The sequence below is a fragment of the Thioalkalivibrio sulfidiphilus genome (assembly GCF_000377945.1).
In the GTDB taxonomy this organism is placed as follows: domain Bacteria; phylum Pseudomonadota; class Gammaproteobacteria; order Ectothiorhodospirales; family Ectothiorhodospiraceae; genus Thioalkalivibrio_A; species Thioalkalivibrio_A sulfidiphilus_A.
Genome location: NZ_KB898970.1, coordinates 1 through 15,203 on the forward strand (window position 1 = coordinate 1; position 15,203 = coordinate 15,203).

20 protein-coding genes are annotated in these 15,203 nt (G+C 67.3%); 3 read left to right on the plus strand and 17 right to left on the minus strand.

Features of this window, described 5'->3' with window-relative positions; genetic code table 11:
• Window positions 1-439: 439 nt before the first annotated feature.
• Both D580_RS0114170 and D580_RS0114175 read right to left on the minus strand, forming a co-directional pair.
• Window positions 440-658: a hypothetical protein gene (locus D580_RS0114170; RefSeq protein WP_018955018.1), complete on the minus strand. Its 219-nt coding sequence runs from the start codon at window positions 656-658 to the stop codon at window positions 440-442.
• A gap of 47 nt (window positions 659-705) precedes the next feature.
• The gene (locus D580_RS0114175; protein WP_018955019.1) at window positions 706-933 is read right to left on the minus strand and encodes a hypothetical protein; all 228 of its coding nucleotides are present in this window, start codon (window positions 931-933) and stop codon (window positions 706-708) included.
• A gap of 152 nt (window positions 934-1,085) precedes the next feature.
• On the opposite strand from D580_RS0114175, the gene D580_RS0114180 reads away from it, so the two are divergent.
• On the plus strand, window positions 1,086-1,997 hold the full coding sequence (locus D580_RS0114180) for an SUMF1/EgtB/PvdO family nonheme iron enzyme (RefSeq protein ID WP_018955020.1): 912 nt from the start codon (window positions 1,086-1,088) through the stop codon (window positions 1,995-1,997).
• 25 nt (window positions 1,998-2,022) lie between these two features.
• On the plus strand, window positions 2,023-3,135 hold the full coding sequence (locus D580_RS0114185; RefSeq protein ID WP_018955021.1) for a sensor domain-containing diguanylate cyclase: 1,113 nt from the start codon (window positions 2,023-2,025) through the stop codon (window positions 3,133-3,135).
• A 126-nt stretch (window positions 3,136-3,261) separates the two neighbouring features.
• Here D580_RS0114185 and D580_RS0114190 read toward each other — a convergent pair whose 3' ends face one another.
• From D580_RS0114190 to D580_RS0114220, 7 genes are read right to left on the minus strand one after another with little or no spacing between them, the layout of a single operon-like run.
• Window positions 3,262-3,531 (minus strand): HPr family phosphocarrier protein, encoded by a 270-nt coding sequence (locus D580_RS0114190; protein WP_026290010.1) that lies wholly within the window; start codon window positions 3,529-3,531, stop codon window positions 3,262-3,264.
• Between the two features lie 2 nt (window positions 3,532-3,533).
• Complete coding sequence (locus tag D580_RS0114195; RefSeq protein ID WP_018955023.1) at window positions 3,534-3,929, minus strand: PTS sugar transporter subunit IIA; 396 nt, start codon at window positions 3,927-3,929, stop codon at window positions 3,534-3,536.
• A 23-nt stretch (window positions 3,930-3,952) separates the two neighbouring features.
• Window positions 3,953-4,813 (minus strand): RNase adapter RapZ, encoded by an 861-nt coding sequence (rapZ, locus tag D580_RS0114200; protein ID WP_018955024.1) that lies wholly within the window; start codon window positions 4,811-4,813, stop codon window positions 3,953-3,955.
• A complete protein-coding gene (gene hprK / locus D580_RS0114205) occupies window positions 4,810-5,811 on the minus strand; it encodes an HPr(Ser) kinase/phosphatase (RefSeq protein WP_026290011.1) in 1,002 nt (333 codons plus the stop codon). The genes rapZ and hprK overlap by 4 nt, the downstream gene beginning before the upstream one ends.
• Window positions 5,778-6,254, minus strand: a complete 477-nt coding sequence (gene ptsN, locus D580_RS0114210; protein WP_018955026.1) for a PTS IIA-like nitrogen regulatory protein PtsN — start codon at window positions 6,252-6,254, stop codon at window positions 5,778-5,780. Before ptsN ends, hprK begins: the two co-directional genes overlap by 34 nt.
• A 9-nt stretch (window positions 6,255-6,263) precedes the next feature.
• Window positions 6,264-6,587, minus strand: coding sequence for a ribosome hibernation-promoting factor, HPF/YfiA family (hpf, locus tag D580_RS0114215; RefSeq protein ID WP_018955027.1), 324 nt, complete (start codon window positions 6,585-6,587; stop codon window positions 6,264-6,266).
• A gap of 44 nt (window positions 6,588-6,631) precedes the next feature.
• Window positions 6,632-8,167, minus strand: a complete 1,536-nt coding sequence (locus D580_RS0114220; RefSeq protein WP_018955028.1) for an RNA polymerase factor sigma-54 — start codon at window positions 8,165-8,167, stop codon at window positions 6,632-6,634.
• Between D580_RS0114220 and D580_RS17005 the strand changes: the two genes are divergently transcribed.
• A complete protein-coding gene (locus tag D580_RS17005) occupies window positions 8,166-8,288 on the plus strand; it encodes a hypothetical protein (RefSeq protein WP_269208106.1) in 123 nt (40 codons plus the stop codon). The genes D580_RS0114220 and D580_RS17005 overlap by 2 nt on opposite strands.
• An 82-nt stretch (window positions 8,289-8,370) precedes the next feature.
• On the opposite strand, the gene lptB is transcribed toward D580_RS17005, so the two are convergent.
• The 8 genes from lptB to D580_RS0114260 all read right to left on the minus strand — a co-directional run bounded on the left by lptB (window position 8,371) and on the right by D580_RS0114260 (window position 14,963).
• Complete coding sequence (gene lptB / locus D580_RS0114225; RefSeq protein WP_018955029.1) at window positions 8,371-9,096, minus strand: LPS export ABC transporter ATP-binding protein; 726 nt, start codon at window positions 9,094-9,096, stop codon at window positions 8,371-8,373.
• Window positions 9,093-9,617, minus strand: coding sequence for a lipopolysaccharide transport periplasmic protein LptA (gene lptA / locus D580_RS0114230; protein ID WP_231363567.1), 525 nt, complete (start codon window positions 9,615-9,617; stop codon window positions 9,093-9,095). Before lptA ends, lptB begins: the two co-directional genes overlap by 4 nt.
• Complete coding sequence (gene lptC, locus D580_RS0114235) at window positions 9,598-10,158, minus strand: LPS export ABC transporter periplasmic protein LptC (RefSeq protein WP_018955031.1); 561 nt, start codon at window positions 10,156-10,158, stop codon at window positions 9,598-9,600. Before lptC ends, lptA begins: the two co-directional genes overlap by 20 nt.
• Entirely contained in the window at window positions 10,155-10,679 is a 525-nt protein-coding gene (gene kdsC, locus D580_RS0114240) for a 3-deoxy-manno-octulosonate-8-phosphatase KdsC (protein WP_018955032.1), read from the minus strand. Before kdsC ends, lptC begins: the two co-directional genes overlap by 4 nt.
• Before the next feature lie 81 nt (window positions 10,680-10,760).
• A complete protein-coding gene (locus D580_RS0114245) occupies window positions 10,761-11,738 on the minus strand; it encodes a KpsF/GutQ family sugar-phosphate isomerase (protein WP_018955033.1) in 978 nt (325 codons plus the stop codon).
• A gap of 124 nt (window positions 11,739-11,862) precedes the next feature.
• Complete coding sequence (locus tag D580_RS0114250; RefSeq protein WP_018955034.1) at window positions 11,863-12,834, minus strand: calcium/sodium antiporter; 972 nt, start codon at window positions 12,832-12,834, stop codon at window positions 11,863-11,865.
• A 106-nt stretch (window positions 12,835-12,940) separates the two neighbouring features.
• Complete coding sequence (locus tag D580_RS0114255) at window positions 12,941-13,873, minus strand: NAD-dependent epimerase/dehydratase family protein (RefSeq protein ID WP_018955035.1); 933 nt, start codon at window positions 13,871-13,873, stop codon at window positions 12,941-12,943.
• A gap of 1 nt (window position 13,874) precedes the next feature.
• Window positions 13,875-14,963, minus strand: a complete 1,089-nt coding sequence (locus D580_RS0114260) for an LLM class flavin-dependent oxidoreductase (RefSeq protein ID WP_018955036.1) — start codon at window positions 14,961-14,963, stop codon at window positions 13,875-13,877.
• Between the last annotated feature and the right edge of the window lie 240 nt (window positions 14,964-15,203).

Consider the following 15,203-nt stretch of genomic DNA (forward strand, 5'->3'; position numbering starts at 1 on the left):
GGTCACGGGTGAATGGAATCTGGTGTGTCTGGCGCTCAACCTGCGACGGATGCAGCGCTTGGGATGGCGCCCGGCATAACCGACACCCCGCCAGTGCGGGGCCGGCGGCCCACTGTGACGCCGGGTGACCCTGCATGCCGGTCACTGTGGCTGGATAACAGTCCCGGCGCCACCCGGCCCCAGCAGATCAGCATCGATTTATGCTCGACCGAAAACTTCTACCGCCCAGGCTCCTAGCCCGCATATCTCACCACCCTTCTACTGCGGCCGCCGATCTGCGCGCTGTGACGGGGCGTGCTCCCTCCAGCCGGCTTGACGTAGTGTCGGCTACGCCTGCGCCGTCTTCCGGTCCGCGCGCCCCGTCACAGCGGCATCTCGACGCCCTCGCGACGAACGGTGGTGAGATATGCGGGCTAGGTTCAGCGCATCACGGGGGTTGTTAATGCCGGTCCAGGTCTGACGGCGGCATGTACTCGTAGCGGATGTGCTGGGCCTGTGCAGAGGGTTCCACCCCCGCCGCGCGCAGCATCTGCTCCAGTTCCCGCCCCAGTTCACCCAGTTCGTGGCGATAGGCGATCAGTCCGTCCAGCAGGTCCCGGGCCTTGGCCAGCCGCGCGCTGATCACCACCTGGGTGCTGTCTTCCCGTTCGATATGCATGGCGACCTCCTCGATGATGGCAGTCGAATTGAGCGATCAGGAATACCTCAGGCCTTGGTGGAAGGCGCCCTCGGGGCGTGTTCGTCAAAGGCGTGGGGCGGCTGGCGGAAATGGTTCCTGGCGCCGTACCAGGCCTCCTCCAGGAGGCTCGAGAGCTCCAGGCAGCCGTTTGGCATGTCCCGGGCGTGTGCGTTGATCAGCCGGGCCAGGCGATTGCCTTCCTCCACCTCGAATGTCATGCGTACATGGCCATCGTCGATGCGTTCCACTTTCATGGGGTCACCTCCGTGACATGGGGTTTTCACCTAGATATGTAGTTCAGCCCCGGGCCTATGACCAGCACGGTTTCGTGATCCAGGGGGCTTGAACCCGGCGCCGACTTGGGATGTTATTGTTAGTTTGTGCCTTGTATGCGGGATGTGAAACCGTGAGTCTGCCGTCCGACCTCAGCGCCGAACACCTCCGGGAGCCCCCATCGGCGGGCTTCCCCTGCGTCCATGACCTGGACGATGAGGCCCTGCTCAGGCTGCAGGCGGAAGCCGCCGCGCAGGCCGGCGTGGCGGTGGGTTTCTCCGATGCGCTGCGCGACGGCGGGCACGGCCCGGCCCTGCAGGTGATCCCGGCGGGACAGTTCCTCATGGGTTCCTCGCCCCGGGAGTTCGGCCATCAGCCGGTGGAGGGCCCCCAGCGCTACGTGACCCTGACCCGCGCCTACGCCCTGGGCCGCTACACCGTCACCGCCGAGGAGTTCGCCCGCTACCAGCAGGCCACCGGCTGGCGGCCCCGGCGGGACCTGATCTGGGCCCGGGATCGCTACCCGGTGATCAATGTGCGCCCCGCGGATGCCGAGGCCTATCTCGCCTGGCTGAGTGCGCAGACCGGGCATCGTTACCGTCTGCCCACGGAAGCGGAGTGGGAACACGCCGCCCGGGCGGGCAGCCGTAGCCCCTTCGCCTTCGGTGACAGCGTCAGCTGCCGCGAGGTGCACTTCAATCCCCTGTTCCCCTACCAGGAACGACGCGAGAAGCGTCGCTGGTATCTGCCCCGCTGCGTGCCGCTGCCCAGGGCCTTGCCCGTGGGCAGTCTGCCGCCCAATCGCTGGGGGCTCCACGAGATGCACGGCAACGTGCAGGAGATGACCCGTACCCGCTGGCAACCCGGCCATGGCTCGGTGGATGCCTGGGGCGCGGTGCGCGATGATGATGACAATCCGCGCATCGTGGTGCGTGGCGGATCCTGGTTCGACCCGGCGGTGGCGGCGCGCAGTGCGGCGCGCAGGTCACGGCTGCTGGACGAACTGGATACCAACCTGGGTTTCCGCGTCTTGCGGGAACTCTGAAGGATCACCTGGGGGAGGGACGGGCTTGGCGCAGGATCTGGAACTGGAGAACCAACGCTTGCGCAACCAGTTGCGCAACCTGCTGCGCGAGGCCCGCGAGAACGAGCGCAAGCAGGACCGTTTTCATGCCCTGGAACTGAAGCTGGTGGCCGCATCGGGCCTGGCGGAGATCGTCACCCTGATCTCCCGGACCCTGCCGCGGACCTCCCGCCTCGAACACGTGGGCCTGCTGCTCACGGACATCAGTGGCGAGATCGGCGCGGAACTGGCCCGCGCGGGGATTGCGGAGCTGCCCGGGCAACTGGAACTCAACCCGCCGGTGCGTCTGCCGGGCGGCGTCTACGCCGGTCCCTTCGATGGGGACCGGCACGGCCGCTACTGTGGCGGGCGCCGGGATCTCGCCAGCCTGGCCATGCTGCCGCTGCGCCGCGGCAACGAGGCCCAGGCCGGACCCCTGGGCGTGCTGGTGTTCGGCAGCCGGGACCCCGCCCGCTACGGCATGGGTGTGGATACCTACTTCCTGGAACGCCTCGCGGCCATCACCGCGGTGTGCATCGAGAATGCGCTCAACCTCAGCCGGTTGCGGGACCTGGGTCTGACCGATGCCCTGACGGGACTGCGTAACCGGCGTTACTTCGACGAGCAGCTGCCCCTGGAATGCCAGCGCGCCATGCGTGAGCAGGTGCCCCTGTCCTGCCTGTTCGTAGACATCGATCGCTTCAAGTCCATCAACGACGTGTACGGCCACCCGGTGGGCGACCAGGTGATCCGCGACGTGGCCCAACGCCTGTCGCGCCACGTGCGACCCTTCGACCTGCTGGCCCGCTACGGCGGCGAGGAGTTCGTCATCCTGCTGGGCAGGCTGGATGGCTCAGCCACCCGGGAGGTGGCCGAGCGGGTGCGGCTCGCGGTGGCGGATGATCCGGTGCGTCTGGAAGATGGCCCGGAGCTGGAGGTGAGCATCTCGCTGGGGGCCGCGGTCTGTGCCCGCTGGGGCGAGAAGGATGAGCACACAGACGTCGGCAGGCGCCTGGTGGAGGCGGCGGATCTCGCCCTGCTGGAGGCCAAGCAGTCGGGTCGCAACCGGGTGGTCATGGCCGCGCCCCGCAGCGGCCTGTTTGGACGGCTGGGGGGGTGATTTGGTCAGTCGTCAGTGGTCAGTGGTCAGTTGCAGTGGATGAGGACGCGTTATCCTCATCTTGCCTCTTGCCTCTTGCCTCTTGCCTCTTGCCTCTTGCCTCTTGCCTCTTGCCTCTGCGCCTTCCTATTCCGCCTCCCCGAACCGTGACTCAATCAGCGCGCTGAGCGCGTCGATCGCCTGATTCGCATCCTCGCCCTCGGCGAGCAGACGCACGGTGCTGCCCTTGCTCGCGGCGAGCATCATGACGCCCATGATGCTCTTGCCGTTGACCCGCCGATTGCCCTTCTCCAGTTCGATCTCGCTCTTGAACTGACTGGCCAGGCCCACGAACTTGGCGGCGGCGCGGGCGTGCATGCCCAGACGGTTGATGATGGTGATCTCCCGTTCCGCCATGATCAGCACTCGGCCTCGCACAGCAGGATGCCGTCATGGCCGCCGCTGATGGCCTTGTTGACCAGTTCGTGCAGACGCAGGTTGGGATAGTTGAGCACCCGCACCAGCATGGGCAGGTTGATGCCCGCGATCACTTGGGTCTTGGGCTGCTGCAGCAGGCGGTTGGCGATGTTGCTGGGTGTGGAGCCATACATGTCGGTGAGCACCAGCACGCCCTCGCCCTGGTTGAGGCTGCGGTGATAGTCCAGCGCCCGGTTCAGCAGCTCGTCCGGGTCGCCGGACTGGGACACCGCCAGGGACTTCACTTCCAGGGGCAGCTTGCCCAGCATGGACCGGGCGGTGCTGATCAGGTCCTCGCCGATGCGGTTGTGGGTGATGATGAGCAGTCCTACAGCCATGTTTGGTATGACCTGTGCGGGATTCAGGAAAGTTCCCGGTGGCGCGTGCTGATGCTCACGCCGCGGGATTTTCGGTAGTGAGCGGCCAGCCGCTCGACCAGGTAGACGGAGCGATGCTGCCCGCCGGTGCAACCCAGTGAGACGGTCATGTAGCTGCGGTGTTCCGACTCGAAACAGGGAATCCAGCGATCCAGGAAGTCCCGCAGACTCTCGAACATCTCCTGCACCACGGCATGTTCATCCAGGTAGGCGGCCACCTCGGGATCGAGGCCGGTCTGGGCCCGCAGGCGGGGTTCCCAGTGAGGATTGGGTAGACAGCGTACATCGAAGACGAAATCCGAGTCCACCGGCGCACCGTGCTTGAAGCCGAAGGACTGGAACAGCAGGGACAGGGATTCGCCATCCGCGTGGTCCACCCGGTCGCGGATCAGGTGGGTGAGCTGGTGCACGTTGGTGCGCGTGGTGTCCACGGTCAGGTCGGCGCGCACCGCGATGCGGGACAGCAGGCTGCGCTCCAGGCGCAGCGCCTCGATCAGCGGCATGCCCTTGCGGGCCAGGGGGTGCTTGCGCCGGGTCTCGCTGAAGCGCCGTAGCAGGATCTCCTCCTCGGCGCGCAGGTAGATGATCTGCAGGTCCACGTCGAGGCCCCGGATCTCGTCGACGATCTCGCCGAAGCGATCCAGTTCCTCCAGCCCGCTGCGCACATCGACGCCCACCGCCACGGTCTCGTACAGCGGTTTGCTGGGGGTCATGATCTGGCGCACGAAGGCGCTCAGCAGGCCCAGGTGCAGGTTGTCCACGCAGTAGTAGCCGGCGTCTTCCAGGGCGTGCAGGGCGACGGTCTTGCCGGAGCCGGACAGACCGCTGACGATGATCAGTTTCATGATGCGCTCGGATGCGTGTCGGGTTCGGATTCCTGGCCCATGGCCTCGCGCTGGCGCCGGGAGAGGTCCTCGCCGGCGTAGTAGCCCTTCAGGCGCAGCAGGTGGTTGCGCACCGCCGCCTCCACCATCACGGCCAGGTTGCGGCCCGGCGCCACGGGCAGGCTGATCACCGGGATCTCGAGGCCGAGGATGGTGCGGCTCTGGCGTCCGCCATGGAGGCGGTCCAGGTCCTGTTCCTCGCCGCTGCCCAGGTCGAACAGCCGGATGATCAGTTTCAGGTACTTGCTTTCCTTGATGGCGCTGTCGCCGTACATGGAACGGATGTTGAGCACGCCCAGGCCGCGGACCTCGAGAAAGTCCGCCAGCACCGGCGGGCAGGTGCCGCGCAGGGTGTCGGGGGTGATGCGTGCGAACTCCGGCGCATCGTCGGCGATCAGGCGGTGGCCGCGGGTCACCAGTTCCAGGGCCAGTTCGCTCTTGCCCACGCTGCTGTTGCCGGTGAGCAGCACGCCGATGCCCATGACCTCCATGAACACGCCGTGCACGGTGATGGTCTCCGCCAGCTTGTTGCTGAAGAAGTAGCGCAGGATGTTGATCAGCTCGTGGCTGGGCAGGGGGGTGCGCAGCAGCGGCACGTTGCGGGACTCCGCCAGGCCCTGCAGGGCCATGGGCACATCCAGCCCGTCGGTGACGATCAGTATCGCGGCGTGGCCGTTGGTGAGCTGCTCCACCACGTCGCGCTGGGAGTTCTTGCGCAGGCCGAGGAGGTAGTTCATCTCCTCGTTGCCCAGCACCTGGATCTGGTTGGGGTGGATCAGGTTGAGGTGGCCCACCAGGGACGGGGCCGCCTCGCCGTGGGCGTGGCGGGAGAGCCGGCGCTCGGCGCCGCGCAGGCCCGCCACCCACTGAAGGCCCAGCCGCTCGTCCATGGCCTCGACCAGAGAACGAACGCTGAGCCAGTCGCTCATGGGCTGCCCTTGTCCGCGCCGTTGTCCCAGCGACGGATCTCGGCCAGCAGGGCCTCGCCGTCATCGGCGGAACGCAGGCTCGCCAGGGCGGCGGGATCGGCGAACATGCGCGCCAGGGTGGCCAGGATCTGCAGGTGCTCGTCGGTGGATTCCTGGGGCACCAGCAGCGCGAACAGCAGGTCGACCGGCTCCCGGTCCGGGGCGTCGTAATCCACGCCGCGATCCAGCTTGATCAGCGCGGCCACGGCGTGTTCGACGCCTGCCATGCGGCCGTGGGGGATGGCCACGCCATGGCCAAGCCCGGTGCTGCCCAGGCGTTCACGGGCGATCAGGCTGTCGAAGATCTCCGTGCCGCTCAGGTTCGGCTGGCTGCCGGCGAGCATCTCGCTCAGCACCTCGAGCACGCGTTTCTTGCTGCTGATCTCGCTGGCCCGGCTGACCCGCTCCGGAGACAGGAGTTGGGCGATGTTCATAAGCAGGAATTACTCGCTGTGGTTGCGGTGAGAGCCTTCGGCCCGGTGGTGGTCCTTGAGCTTTTCCTTGTGTTTGACCACCTGACGGTCCAGCTTGTCCACCAGGGCGTCAATGGCCGCGTACATGTCCTGGTCGGTGGCGTCGGCGAACAGGTTGTTGCCGCTCACCAGCATGGTGGCCTCGGCCTTCTGGGTGAGTTTTTCCACGGTGAGGATGACGTGCACGTCGATCACGTTGTCGAAATGGCGCTCCAGGCGCTCGAACTTCTCGTTCACGTAGCTGCGCAGGGCGGGGGTCAGGTCGACGTGATGGCCGGTCAGGTTGATCTGCATGGAAGGACTCCTTAGGTCGGTGAATGGTCAGAGTTTGAACTGGATCAGACGAGCCGCTTGCGCTCGTTGGAGGGCGGGATGGACATGGCCTCGCGATACTTGGCCACCGTGCGTCGCGCCACGTGGATGCCCCGCTCCACCAGGATGGAGGCGATCTTGCTGTCGCTCATGGGTTTGCCCTGGGGCTCCTCGGCGATGAGTTTCTTGATCATGGCGCGGATCGCCGTGGCGGAACATTCGCCGCCGTCCGCGGTGCCCACGTGGCTCGAGAAGAAGTACTTGAACTCGAAGATGCCACGCGGGGTGTGCATGTATTTCTGGGTGGTGACCCGCGAGATGGTGGACTCGTGCATGTCCAGCTGCTCGGCGATGTCGCGCAGCACCAGGGGCTTCATGGCCTCCTCGCCGTGTTCCAGGAAGCCGCGCTGCTGTTCGACGATGGCGGTGGCCACCCGCAGCAGGGTCTCGTTGCGGCTCTGCAGGCTCTTGATGAACCAGCGCGCCTCCTGCAGCTGGTTGCGCATGTAGACGTTGTCCTGGCTGGTGTCGGCGCGGCGCACGAAGCTCGCGTACAGCGGGTTCACCCGCAGGCGCGGGGCGATGTCCGGGTTCAGTTCCACCACCCAGCGTCCCTGGTGCTTGCGCACGAACACGTCTGGGATCACGTACTCGGGATTGATGTTGCTCACCAGGCTGCCGGGGCGCGGGTTGAGCCCCTGGATCAGTGCCACGATCTCCTGCAGCTGCGCTTCGCTCACCTTCAGGACACGCAGCAGCTGGCGGTAGTCCCGGGCGCCCAGGCTGTCCAGGTGGCTGCGCACCAGCTCCTTGGCCTTGTCCAGCCAGGGGGTGTCCTCGGGCAGGTGCTGCAGCTGGATGAGCAGGCATTCGGACAGGTCCCGCGCGCCGCTGCCCACCGGGTCGAGCTGCTGCACCAGGTGCAGCACCGCCTCGATCTCCTCCAGGGGCAGTTCGATCTCCATGTCCGCGGACAGGCTCGCCTGGATGGACTCCAGGGATTCGCTCAGGTAGCCATCCTCGTTGATGGCATCGACGAGGGTCATGGCGATGACCCGGTCCTCGGGGCTCATGGGGGTGAGGTTGAGCTGCCACATGAGGTGTTCGTGCAGGGATTCGTCGGCGCCGCTCTGGTTCTCGAACAGATCGCGCCCGTCCTGCTCCGGCATGCCGCCGGTGGCGCCCAGGGGGGCCACGTCGTAGATGTCGTCCCAGTTGCTGTCCACCGGGAGGTCCTCGGGGATGTCCTCGCCCCGGGGGCGGTCGTCCAGGTCCTCTACGGAGGTCTCGGCCTCGCCGCGGGTCTGTTCGGCGGTGCGGGCGACGGTCTCGGCGATGGTCTCGTTGCCGTGTTCGTGCTCCTCCGCGTCCAGGGACTGCTCCTGCTCGCCCTCGGCCTCGCCTGCCTCCAGGGCCTCCAGCATGGGGTTGGTCTCCAGGGTCTCCTGGATCTGGGTCTGGAGTTCCAGCGTGGAGAGCTGCAGCAGGCGGATCGCCTGTTGCAGCTGGGGCGTCATGGTGAGGCTCTGGCCAAGACGCAGCTGGACGGAGGGTTTGAGCATGATTCAGCGTTTGGAAAGGGCAGGGGCCCGGAAGGGCGCAGATTCTATAGCATTGGCCTGGACCGTGGCAGGTCCGGGCGTGGTGCGGGACCCGGTGAGCGGCAAGGTGTTCGTGACCTGAAGGTTCATAGGCCGATTATAGGGTAGCTGGCGCGAATTTTGGCACGAACATCGCTAGGTGTTCGCAACGCTATACCGCAGCGTTACAGTCGGAAATGCTCGCCGAGATACACCCGGCGCACGTGTTCGTCGGCCAGCAGATGGTCCGGCGGGCCCTCGCTGATGATGCGTCCCTCGCTCAGGATGTAGGCCCGCTCACAGATGCCCAGGGTCTCGCGCACGTTGTGGTCGGTGATCAGCACGCCGATGCCCCGATCCTTGAGGTGGGTGACGATGCGCTGGATCTCGATCACCGAGATGGGATCGACGCCGGCGAAGGGTTCGTCCAGGAGGATGAAGGCCGGTTCCGTGGCCAGGGCCCGGGCGATCTCCACCCGGCGCCGTTCGCCGCCGGACAGGCTGATGCCCAGACTGTCCCGGATGTGGGTGATCTGCAGCTCCTCCAGAAGGGATTCCAGATGGTCCTGCCGCTCGGCGGCGCTGAGGTCCTTGCGGGTCTCCAGCACCGCCAGGATGTTGTCCGCGGTGCTGAGCTTGCGGAACACCGAGGCCTCCTGGGGCAGGTAACCCACGCCCATGCGCGCGCGGGCGTGCATGGGGAAGGCGGTGATGTCCTGCTCGTTGAGCAGGATCTGGCCCTCGTCGGAGGGGATCAGGCCGACGATCATGTAGAAGCAGGTGGTCTTGCCCGCGCCGTTGGGGCCCAGCAGCCCGACCACCTCGCCGCTGTCCACGTGCAGGGAGACGCCATTGACCGGCGTGCGGCCCCGGTAGCGCTTCACCAGATCCCGGGCGCTCAGGCGGCTCACGGGGTCTCCCCTGCCGGAGTGTCTCGGGGTGACTCCGCAGGGGTGAGGATCACCTCCACGCGACCGCTTTCCCCGGCCACCGCGTCCAGGGTCTCCTTCTCCAGGTCGTAGACGATGCGCTCGCCGCGAAACTCGTCCTGGGCCTGCCAGATGCGCGCCTCGCGGGTCAGTACCATGCGCCGCTCGACGGCCTGGTATTCCATGTGGCGCGCCTCGGCGCGCACCTCGCGGCCGTCCTCGGTGACGGTGCGAAGCTGTGCCAGGCTGCCTTCCGCCTCCATGCGCTGCAGGGCGCGGCCCGGCGTGTAGACGGTCAGGATGTCGGAGCGGATCTCCAGTTCCCCCTGGGTGACCACCACGTTGCCCCGGTACACGCTCACGCCGCGCTGATCATCCAGCACCGCGGTGTCGGACTGGATGCGGATGGGCAGGTTGCGCTCCATGGCGCCGGCCCAGCCGCCGGTGAGCAGGGTCACGGCCAGGCACAGGCTTGCCAGGGGCTTAAGGAAGATAGGTGGCATCTGCATCTCTGAGCAGCTCCAGGGTGCTGGATTGAAGATCGGCGCGCAGGCCGGTGCCGTCCACCCGGTATTGTGGGCTGCGCACCTCGACCGGGGCCTCGGATTGCGCCGTCTGCGGCTCCGGCCAGACGGTCACGTCCCGGGTGTGGATGTCCACCGGCGGTTCCTCGGCACTCTCGGGGCGCGCCATGTGCACCGCGCCTAGCAGCTGCACCTCGTCCGCCGCCGGCGAGACCCAGCCCTGTTCCGAGATCAGGGTCCAGGGCGGGGAATCGGCTCGGAACAGCACCATCACCGGTGACTCCACGCGGCTGGAGCCGTCCAGCTGGTACTGCTCCATGCGCTCGCCGTCGATGCGGTGCCGGGGCAGGCCGTCGGGGCCGGTGACCGTGAGGCTGAAGCGTTCCATGTAGAACTCCGGGGTGTCCGGCGTCGGGGGCTGGAGCAGTTCCCGGCGTTCCTCGGCGTCGCGACCCAGCCAGAAGCCCAGCGCGGTGACGGTGGTGACGACGAGCAGCAGGCTTACGCGGCGCAGGCTCATGACAGGTAGGGGGCGAGCATGCGCTCCAGGTTGCCCTGGGCCTGCATGATGAATTCACACACCTCCCGGGCGGCGCCACGCCCGCCGGGCAGCGCGGTGACCCAGTGGGCGTGCTGCTGCACCAGCGGGTGGGCGTCGGCCACGGCGATGGCCAGGCGCACCCGGCGCATTACCGGCAGGTCCACCACGTCGTCACCCACGTAGGCGGTGTGCTCCGCGCCCACGCCCGCCTGTTGCAGCAGGCCGTCCAGGGCATTGAGCTTGTCTCGCCGGCCCTGCACCACCAGATCGATGCCCAGGTCGCGCATGCGGTGGGCCACCACCTCCGAGGTGCGGCCGGTGAGGATGCCCACCTTCACGCCGCTGTCCGCCAGCATGCGCATGCCGTGCCCGTCCTTGGAGTTGAAGGCCTTGTACTGCTCGCCGCCGTCGCCCAGGAACAGGCTGCCATCGGTGAGTACGCCATCTACGTCAAACAAGACAAGCTTGATGTGTCTGGCAAGTTCGATGGCTTCGCTCATAGGGACAGTGGCTAGTGGCTAGTGGCAAGGAACAGCAAGTATGGGGCTCTTCCTTGCCACTAGCTACTTGCTACTTGAGACTTAAACGACACCTGCGCGCAGCAGATCATGCATGTTCATGGCGCCCGCCAGCCGGCCGTCCTCGTCCATCACCGGCAGGGCGCTGATCTTGTGATCCTCCATGATCTTCAGGGCCTCCACGGCCAGCATGCCGGGGCGGGCGTGCTTGAAGGTCTGGGTCATGACCTCGCCGATGACGGTGTGGTGCACGTCGATGCCCTTGTCCAGGGTGCGGCGCAGATCGCCGTCGGTGTAGACCCCCAGCACCCGGTCGGCCGAGTCCACCACCACGGTCATGCCCAGCCCCTGGCGGGTGATCTCCAGCAGGGCCTCGCGCAGGGGCGCGTCGGCGCTCACCTTCGGGATGCGATCACCGGTGTGCATGATGTCTGCTACGTGCAGCAGCAGGCGCCGGCCCAGGCGGCCGCCGGGATGGGAGCGGGCGAAGTCATCCGCGGTGAAGCCCCGCGCCTCCAGCAGGGCCACGGCCAGGGCATCGCCCATCGCCAGGGTGGCGGTGGTGCTGGAAGTGGGCGCGAGCCCCAGGGGGCAGGCCTCCTTCTCCACGCTGATGTCCAGGCTCACGGTGGCCTCACGGGCCAGGGTGGAGCGCTGGTTGCCGGTCATGGCGATCAGCGGCACGCCCAGGCGCCGGATGATGGGCAGGATGGTGAGCAGTTCGTCGGTCTCGCCGGAGTTGGACAGGGCGAGCACCACGTCGCCGGCGGTGATCATGCCCAGATCCCCGTGGCTCGCCTCGCCCGGGTGCACGAAAAAGGCCGGCGAGCCGGTGCTGGCGAGCGTCGCCGCGATCTTGCTGCCGATGTGCCCCGACTTGCCCATGCCGGTGACCACGATGCGCCCCGTGCAGCCGAGCAGGAACTCGCAGGCGCGGATGAACTGATCATCGATGCGCGGCTTCAGATCCAGGATGGCCTTGGCCTCCAGGTCGAGCACGGCAAGGGCGAGCTGGCGGGTCTGGTCGGGGTGGAGTTTCATCAGAGTCGATTTTTGCTGGTTAGTGTGAACAGTGGCTAGTAGCAAGTGGCTAGTGGCAAGGAGATGCTCTGCAACAGGTGTTACTTGCCACTAGCCACTTGCTACTAGCCACTAGGGCGAAGCCCTACATACTGTATCCCAACCACACCAGATAGCCCACAAAGCAGGCCACCAGCAGCAGGCCACCGGGACGGCCCACCCGGCCCATGCGGCCGCGCAGGCCGAAGGCCATGACCAGGAACAGCAGGGTCAGGCCGATCATCACCGGGTAGTCCCGGGTGAGCACCTCGCCGGGCACGGCGGAAGGATGGATCAGCCCGGGGAAGGCCATCACGCCCAGCAGGTTGAACATGTTGGAGCCCACCACGTTGCCGATGGCGATGTCCGGTTCGCCGTGGCGGGCGCTCACCACCGAGGCGGCCAGTTCCGGCAGGCTGGTGCCGATGGCGATGATGGTCAGGCCGATGATCAGGTCGCTCACCCCCAGGGCCTCGGCCACGTTCACCGCGCCCCAGACCAGGACCCGGGCGCTGATGAGCAGGGCCACCAGGCCCAGCACCAGCCAGATCAGGGCGCGGCGGGTGGGCACCGCTTTGGGGATCTCCGCGTCGAACTCCGCCTCCATGGGATCGCCGGGGTCCTTGCGGCCGCGCAGGCCGTCGTAGATCACCCAGGCGAATACCGCCGCCAGTCCGAGTAACAGGAGGGCACCGTCCAGGCGTCCCAGGTGGCCATCCAGCAGCAGCACCCCGGCGAACACCATCACCACCAGCAGCAGCGGCATCTCCCGGCGCAGGATGCGCGAGCCCACCGCCAGGGGGGCAACCAGGGCCGTGATGCCCAGGATCAGGGCAATGTTGGCGATGTTGGAGCCCACCGCGTTGCCGATGGCCAGGCCCGGGTTGCCCTGGGCGGCGGCGAAGGCCGAGACCAGCAGTTCCGGCGCCGAGGTGCCGAAGCCCACGATGGTCAGGCCGATCAGCAACGGCGAGACGCCCAGGTTGCGGGACAGGGCCGCGGCCCCGTAGATGAATCGGTCCGCGCTCCAGATGAGCACGGCGAAGCCGAGGACGATGGCGGTGAGGGAGGCGAGCACGGGAGTGAGAAGTGTGTAGTGAGAAGTGTGAAGTGTGAAGTGTGAAGTGTGAAGTGAGAATTGTGAAGGAGGACTTGGGTAGGGCCTTGATTTCGCACTTCCCAATTCACCCTTCGTACTTCACACATCTGTGCGTGTCCCGCCGCGCCCGCCACCCCAGTTCCTCCCAGGCCCGCCGGGTATCCAGCACCAGGCTGTGGCGCAGGCCCTTCACCCAGCCGGGTTCGCCCACGGCGGGGCTGAAACGCCAGGCGATGCGATGGCCCAGGTCGAGCAGGGCCAGGGGCACGGGCAGGGTGAGGCGGCGGTTCAGCCGCACCATGTCGCGCAGGGGCATGGGCGGGTCGGCGGCCAGGTTGAAGGCGCCCCGGGCCGCCGTGAACAGGCTCAGGTGCAGCGCCTCGGCCACGTCGTCCTCCCAGACGCACTGGGTGCGGGGCAGGGGCCTGCTCAGCCACGGTACCAGGGGCTGGTGCAGCAGGCGGAGGAGCATGGGGTGGGCGTTGGGGCCCAGGATGGCGTGGGGGCGCAGGCGGATCAGGTGCAGGTAGGGATTCGCCGCCTCCAGGCCATCCAGCCAGGTCTCCACCGCCGCCTTGTCCTCGCCGTAGCTGAAGCCGGGCAGGGGGCGCAGGGGCTGGGACTCGCTGACCGGCTCCGGCAGGTCCGGCCAGGTGCCGTAGACGGCGGCGCTGGAGACGAACACGATGCGCCCGACACCCGCCTCCACCGCCGCGCCCATGAGCAGGTGGCTGCCGGCGACATTCACGGCCCGCACCGCCGCCCGGTCATGGCGCGCCCGGCCCAGCCCGCCGCCCATCAGCACGAAGGCCATGTGCACCAGCACGTCCGCCACTTCCAGCAGTTCCAGGCATTCAGGATCGCGGATGTCCGCCCGCACGGCGGTGAGCCGGGGGTGTTCCAGGGGGATGGGCTGCAGGTCCACGCCGTAGACCCGCTCGATGCGCTCGTCGGCCAGCAGGCGGGGCAGGACCAGCCGGGCGAGACGCCCGGCGGCGCCGGTGATCAGGATCTTCATGTCAGTCCGCGGGTGCGGCGATCCGGGGCATGACCTCCCGGGCAAAGAGTTCCATGGACTCACGCACCGTGGCGCTGTCCATGGCACCGGCGCCGAAGGCGCACAGAACGTGATCCACGCCCTCGTCCTTCAGTGCCTGCAGGCGCTTGAGGCAGTGCTCGGGGTCGCCCACCACGGCCATCCCCAGGGTGTCCAGCAGCTTGAGGTTCACGGCGTGATCCATCAGCCCGCGGAAGCGGCCCATGCGCCGGTAGTACTCGTAGGTGTCGTAGAGCTTCTCCAGCACCGGCCGGGTCTGTCCCAGCAGCCGGCGGTAGAACCACTCGAAGGGTTCCTTGGCGAGCTTGCGCGCCCGGGCGCCGTCCTCCAGGCACAGGATGCCCACGGTCATGGCCACGCGCCTGTTCTGCCCCGGGGCGGGGGACGCGTCGCCGTGGTGTGCCTGCCAGGCGCGGCGGTAGTGGCGGATGTCCTCGCGCACCATGAACCAGGGCTTGAAGGGCCCCACCAGGGCACCCACGCCCAGTTTAGCCGCCAGCTCGAAGCTGTCCGGGCTCACCGCCGCGCTCCACAGGGGCGGGTGGGGGTCCTGGACCACCCTGGGCACCACGCTCAGGTTCTGGTAATGGAAATGCGTGCCCGCGTGGTTGAGCGGCCCCGGCAGGAAGCTGTTGCGCACCACCGCCAGGGCCTCGGCGGTGAGGCTGCGGCTGTCGGCCATGTCCACCCCGAAGGTGGCGTATTCCTCCGGGGAGAACCCCCGGCCGAAGCCGAATTCCGCCCGTCCGCCGGAGAGGATGTCCAGGGTGGCCAGACGTTCCGCCACCCGCACCGGGTGGTGGTAGGGCAGGGGCACGATGCCATGCCCCAGGCGCAGCCTGCGGGTACGCTGGCTGGCGGCGGCCAGGAACATCTCCGGGGCACTGCTGTGGGAGTACTCGGGCATGAAGTGGTGTTCCACCAGCCAGGCGGTGGTGAAGCCCAGGCTGTCCGCCAGGGCCAGTTCGTCCAGGGTCTCCCGGTACACGTCGGCCTCGGTGCGCTTGCCGAAGGGCGGGACGGACAGCTCGTAGAACAGGTCGCATTTCATGGGGTGGGAAGCTTGCAGGTTGGGCGGGTGGGCTGCAAGCTTTGGGATGGTTGGGTGGGGGTTTTGGTTCCAGGTGGGGTGGGTTTCGGCTGAAGACTTAAAGTCAAAAGCGTTTCGATCCGGCTTGCAGCCGGCTCGAGTTACTTTTCTTGCTTGTCCAAGAAAAGTAACCAAAAGAAGGACACCCCGATGCCGCACCCGCTGATCGCGGGTGCCCTGCGTTGCTCGGCTTCGAGGGGG

What these genes read in the sequence shown, in the direction of transcription:
- kdsC (WP_018955032.1), bottom strand. Translation starts at nt 10,679, where the DNA reads ATGAGCGAAGCCATCGAACTTGCCAGACACATCAAGCTTGTCTTGTTT.
- rapZ (WP_018955024.1), bottom strand. Translation starts at nt 4,813, where the DNA reads ATGAAACTGATCATCGTCAGCGGTCTGTCCGGCTCCGGCAAGACCGTC.
- D580_RS0114245 (WP_018955033.1), bottom strand. Translation starts at nt 11,738, where the DNA reads ATGAAACTCCACCCCGACCAGACCCGCCAGCTCGCCCTTGCCGTGCTC.
- D580_RS0114255 (WP_018955035.1), bottom strand. Translation starts at nt 13,873, where the DNA reads ATGAAGATCCTGATCACCGGCGCCGCCGGGCGTCTCGCCCGGCTGGTC.
- ptsN (WP_018955026.1), bottom strand. Translation starts at nt 6,254, where the DNA reads ATGAACATCGCCCAACTCCTGTCTCCGGAGCGGGTCAGCCGGGCCAGC.
- D580_RS0114175 (WP_018955019.1), bottom strand. Translation starts at nt 933, where the DNA reads ATGAAAGTGGAACGCATCGACGATGGCCATGTACGCATGACATTCGAG.
- D580_RS17005 (WP_269208106.1), top strand. Translation starts at nt 8,166, where the DNA reads ATGATTCAGCGTTTGGAAAGGGCAGGGGCCCGGAAGGGCGCAGATTCT.
- D580_RS0114190 (WP_026290010.1), bottom strand. Translation starts at nt 3,531, where the DNA reads ATGGCGGAACGGGAGATCACCATCATCAACCGTCTGGGCATGCACGCC.
- D580_RS0114195 (WP_018955023.1), bottom strand. Translation starts at nt 3,929, where the DNA reads ATGGCTGTAGGACTGCTCATCATCACCCACAACCGCATCGGCGAGGAC.
- D580_RS0114260 (WP_018955036.1), bottom strand. Translation starts at nt 14,963, where the DNA reads ATGAAATGCGACCTGTTCTACGAGCTGTCCGTCCCGCCCTTCGGCAAG.
- lptA (WP_231363567.1), bottom strand. Translation starts at nt 9,617, where the DNA reads ATGCCACCTATCTTCCTTAAGCCCCTGGCAAGCCTGTGCCTGGCCGTG.
- D580_RS0114170 (WP_018955018.1), bottom strand. Translation starts at nt 658, where the DNA reads ATGCATATCGAACGGGAAGACAGCACCCAGGTGGTGATCAGCGCGCGG.
- hpf (WP_018955027.1), bottom strand. Translation starts at nt 6,587, where the DNA reads ATGCAGATCAACCTGACCGGCCATCACGTCGACCTGACCCCCGCCCTG.
- lptC (WP_018955031.1), bottom strand. Translation starts at nt 10,158, where the DNA reads ATGAGCCTGCGCCGCGTAAGCCTGCTGCTCGTCGTCACCACCGTCACC.
- D580_RS0114220 (WP_018955028.1), bottom strand. Translation starts at nt 8,167, where the DNA reads ATGCTCAAACCCTCCGTCCAGCTGCGTCTTGGCCAGAGCCTCACCATG.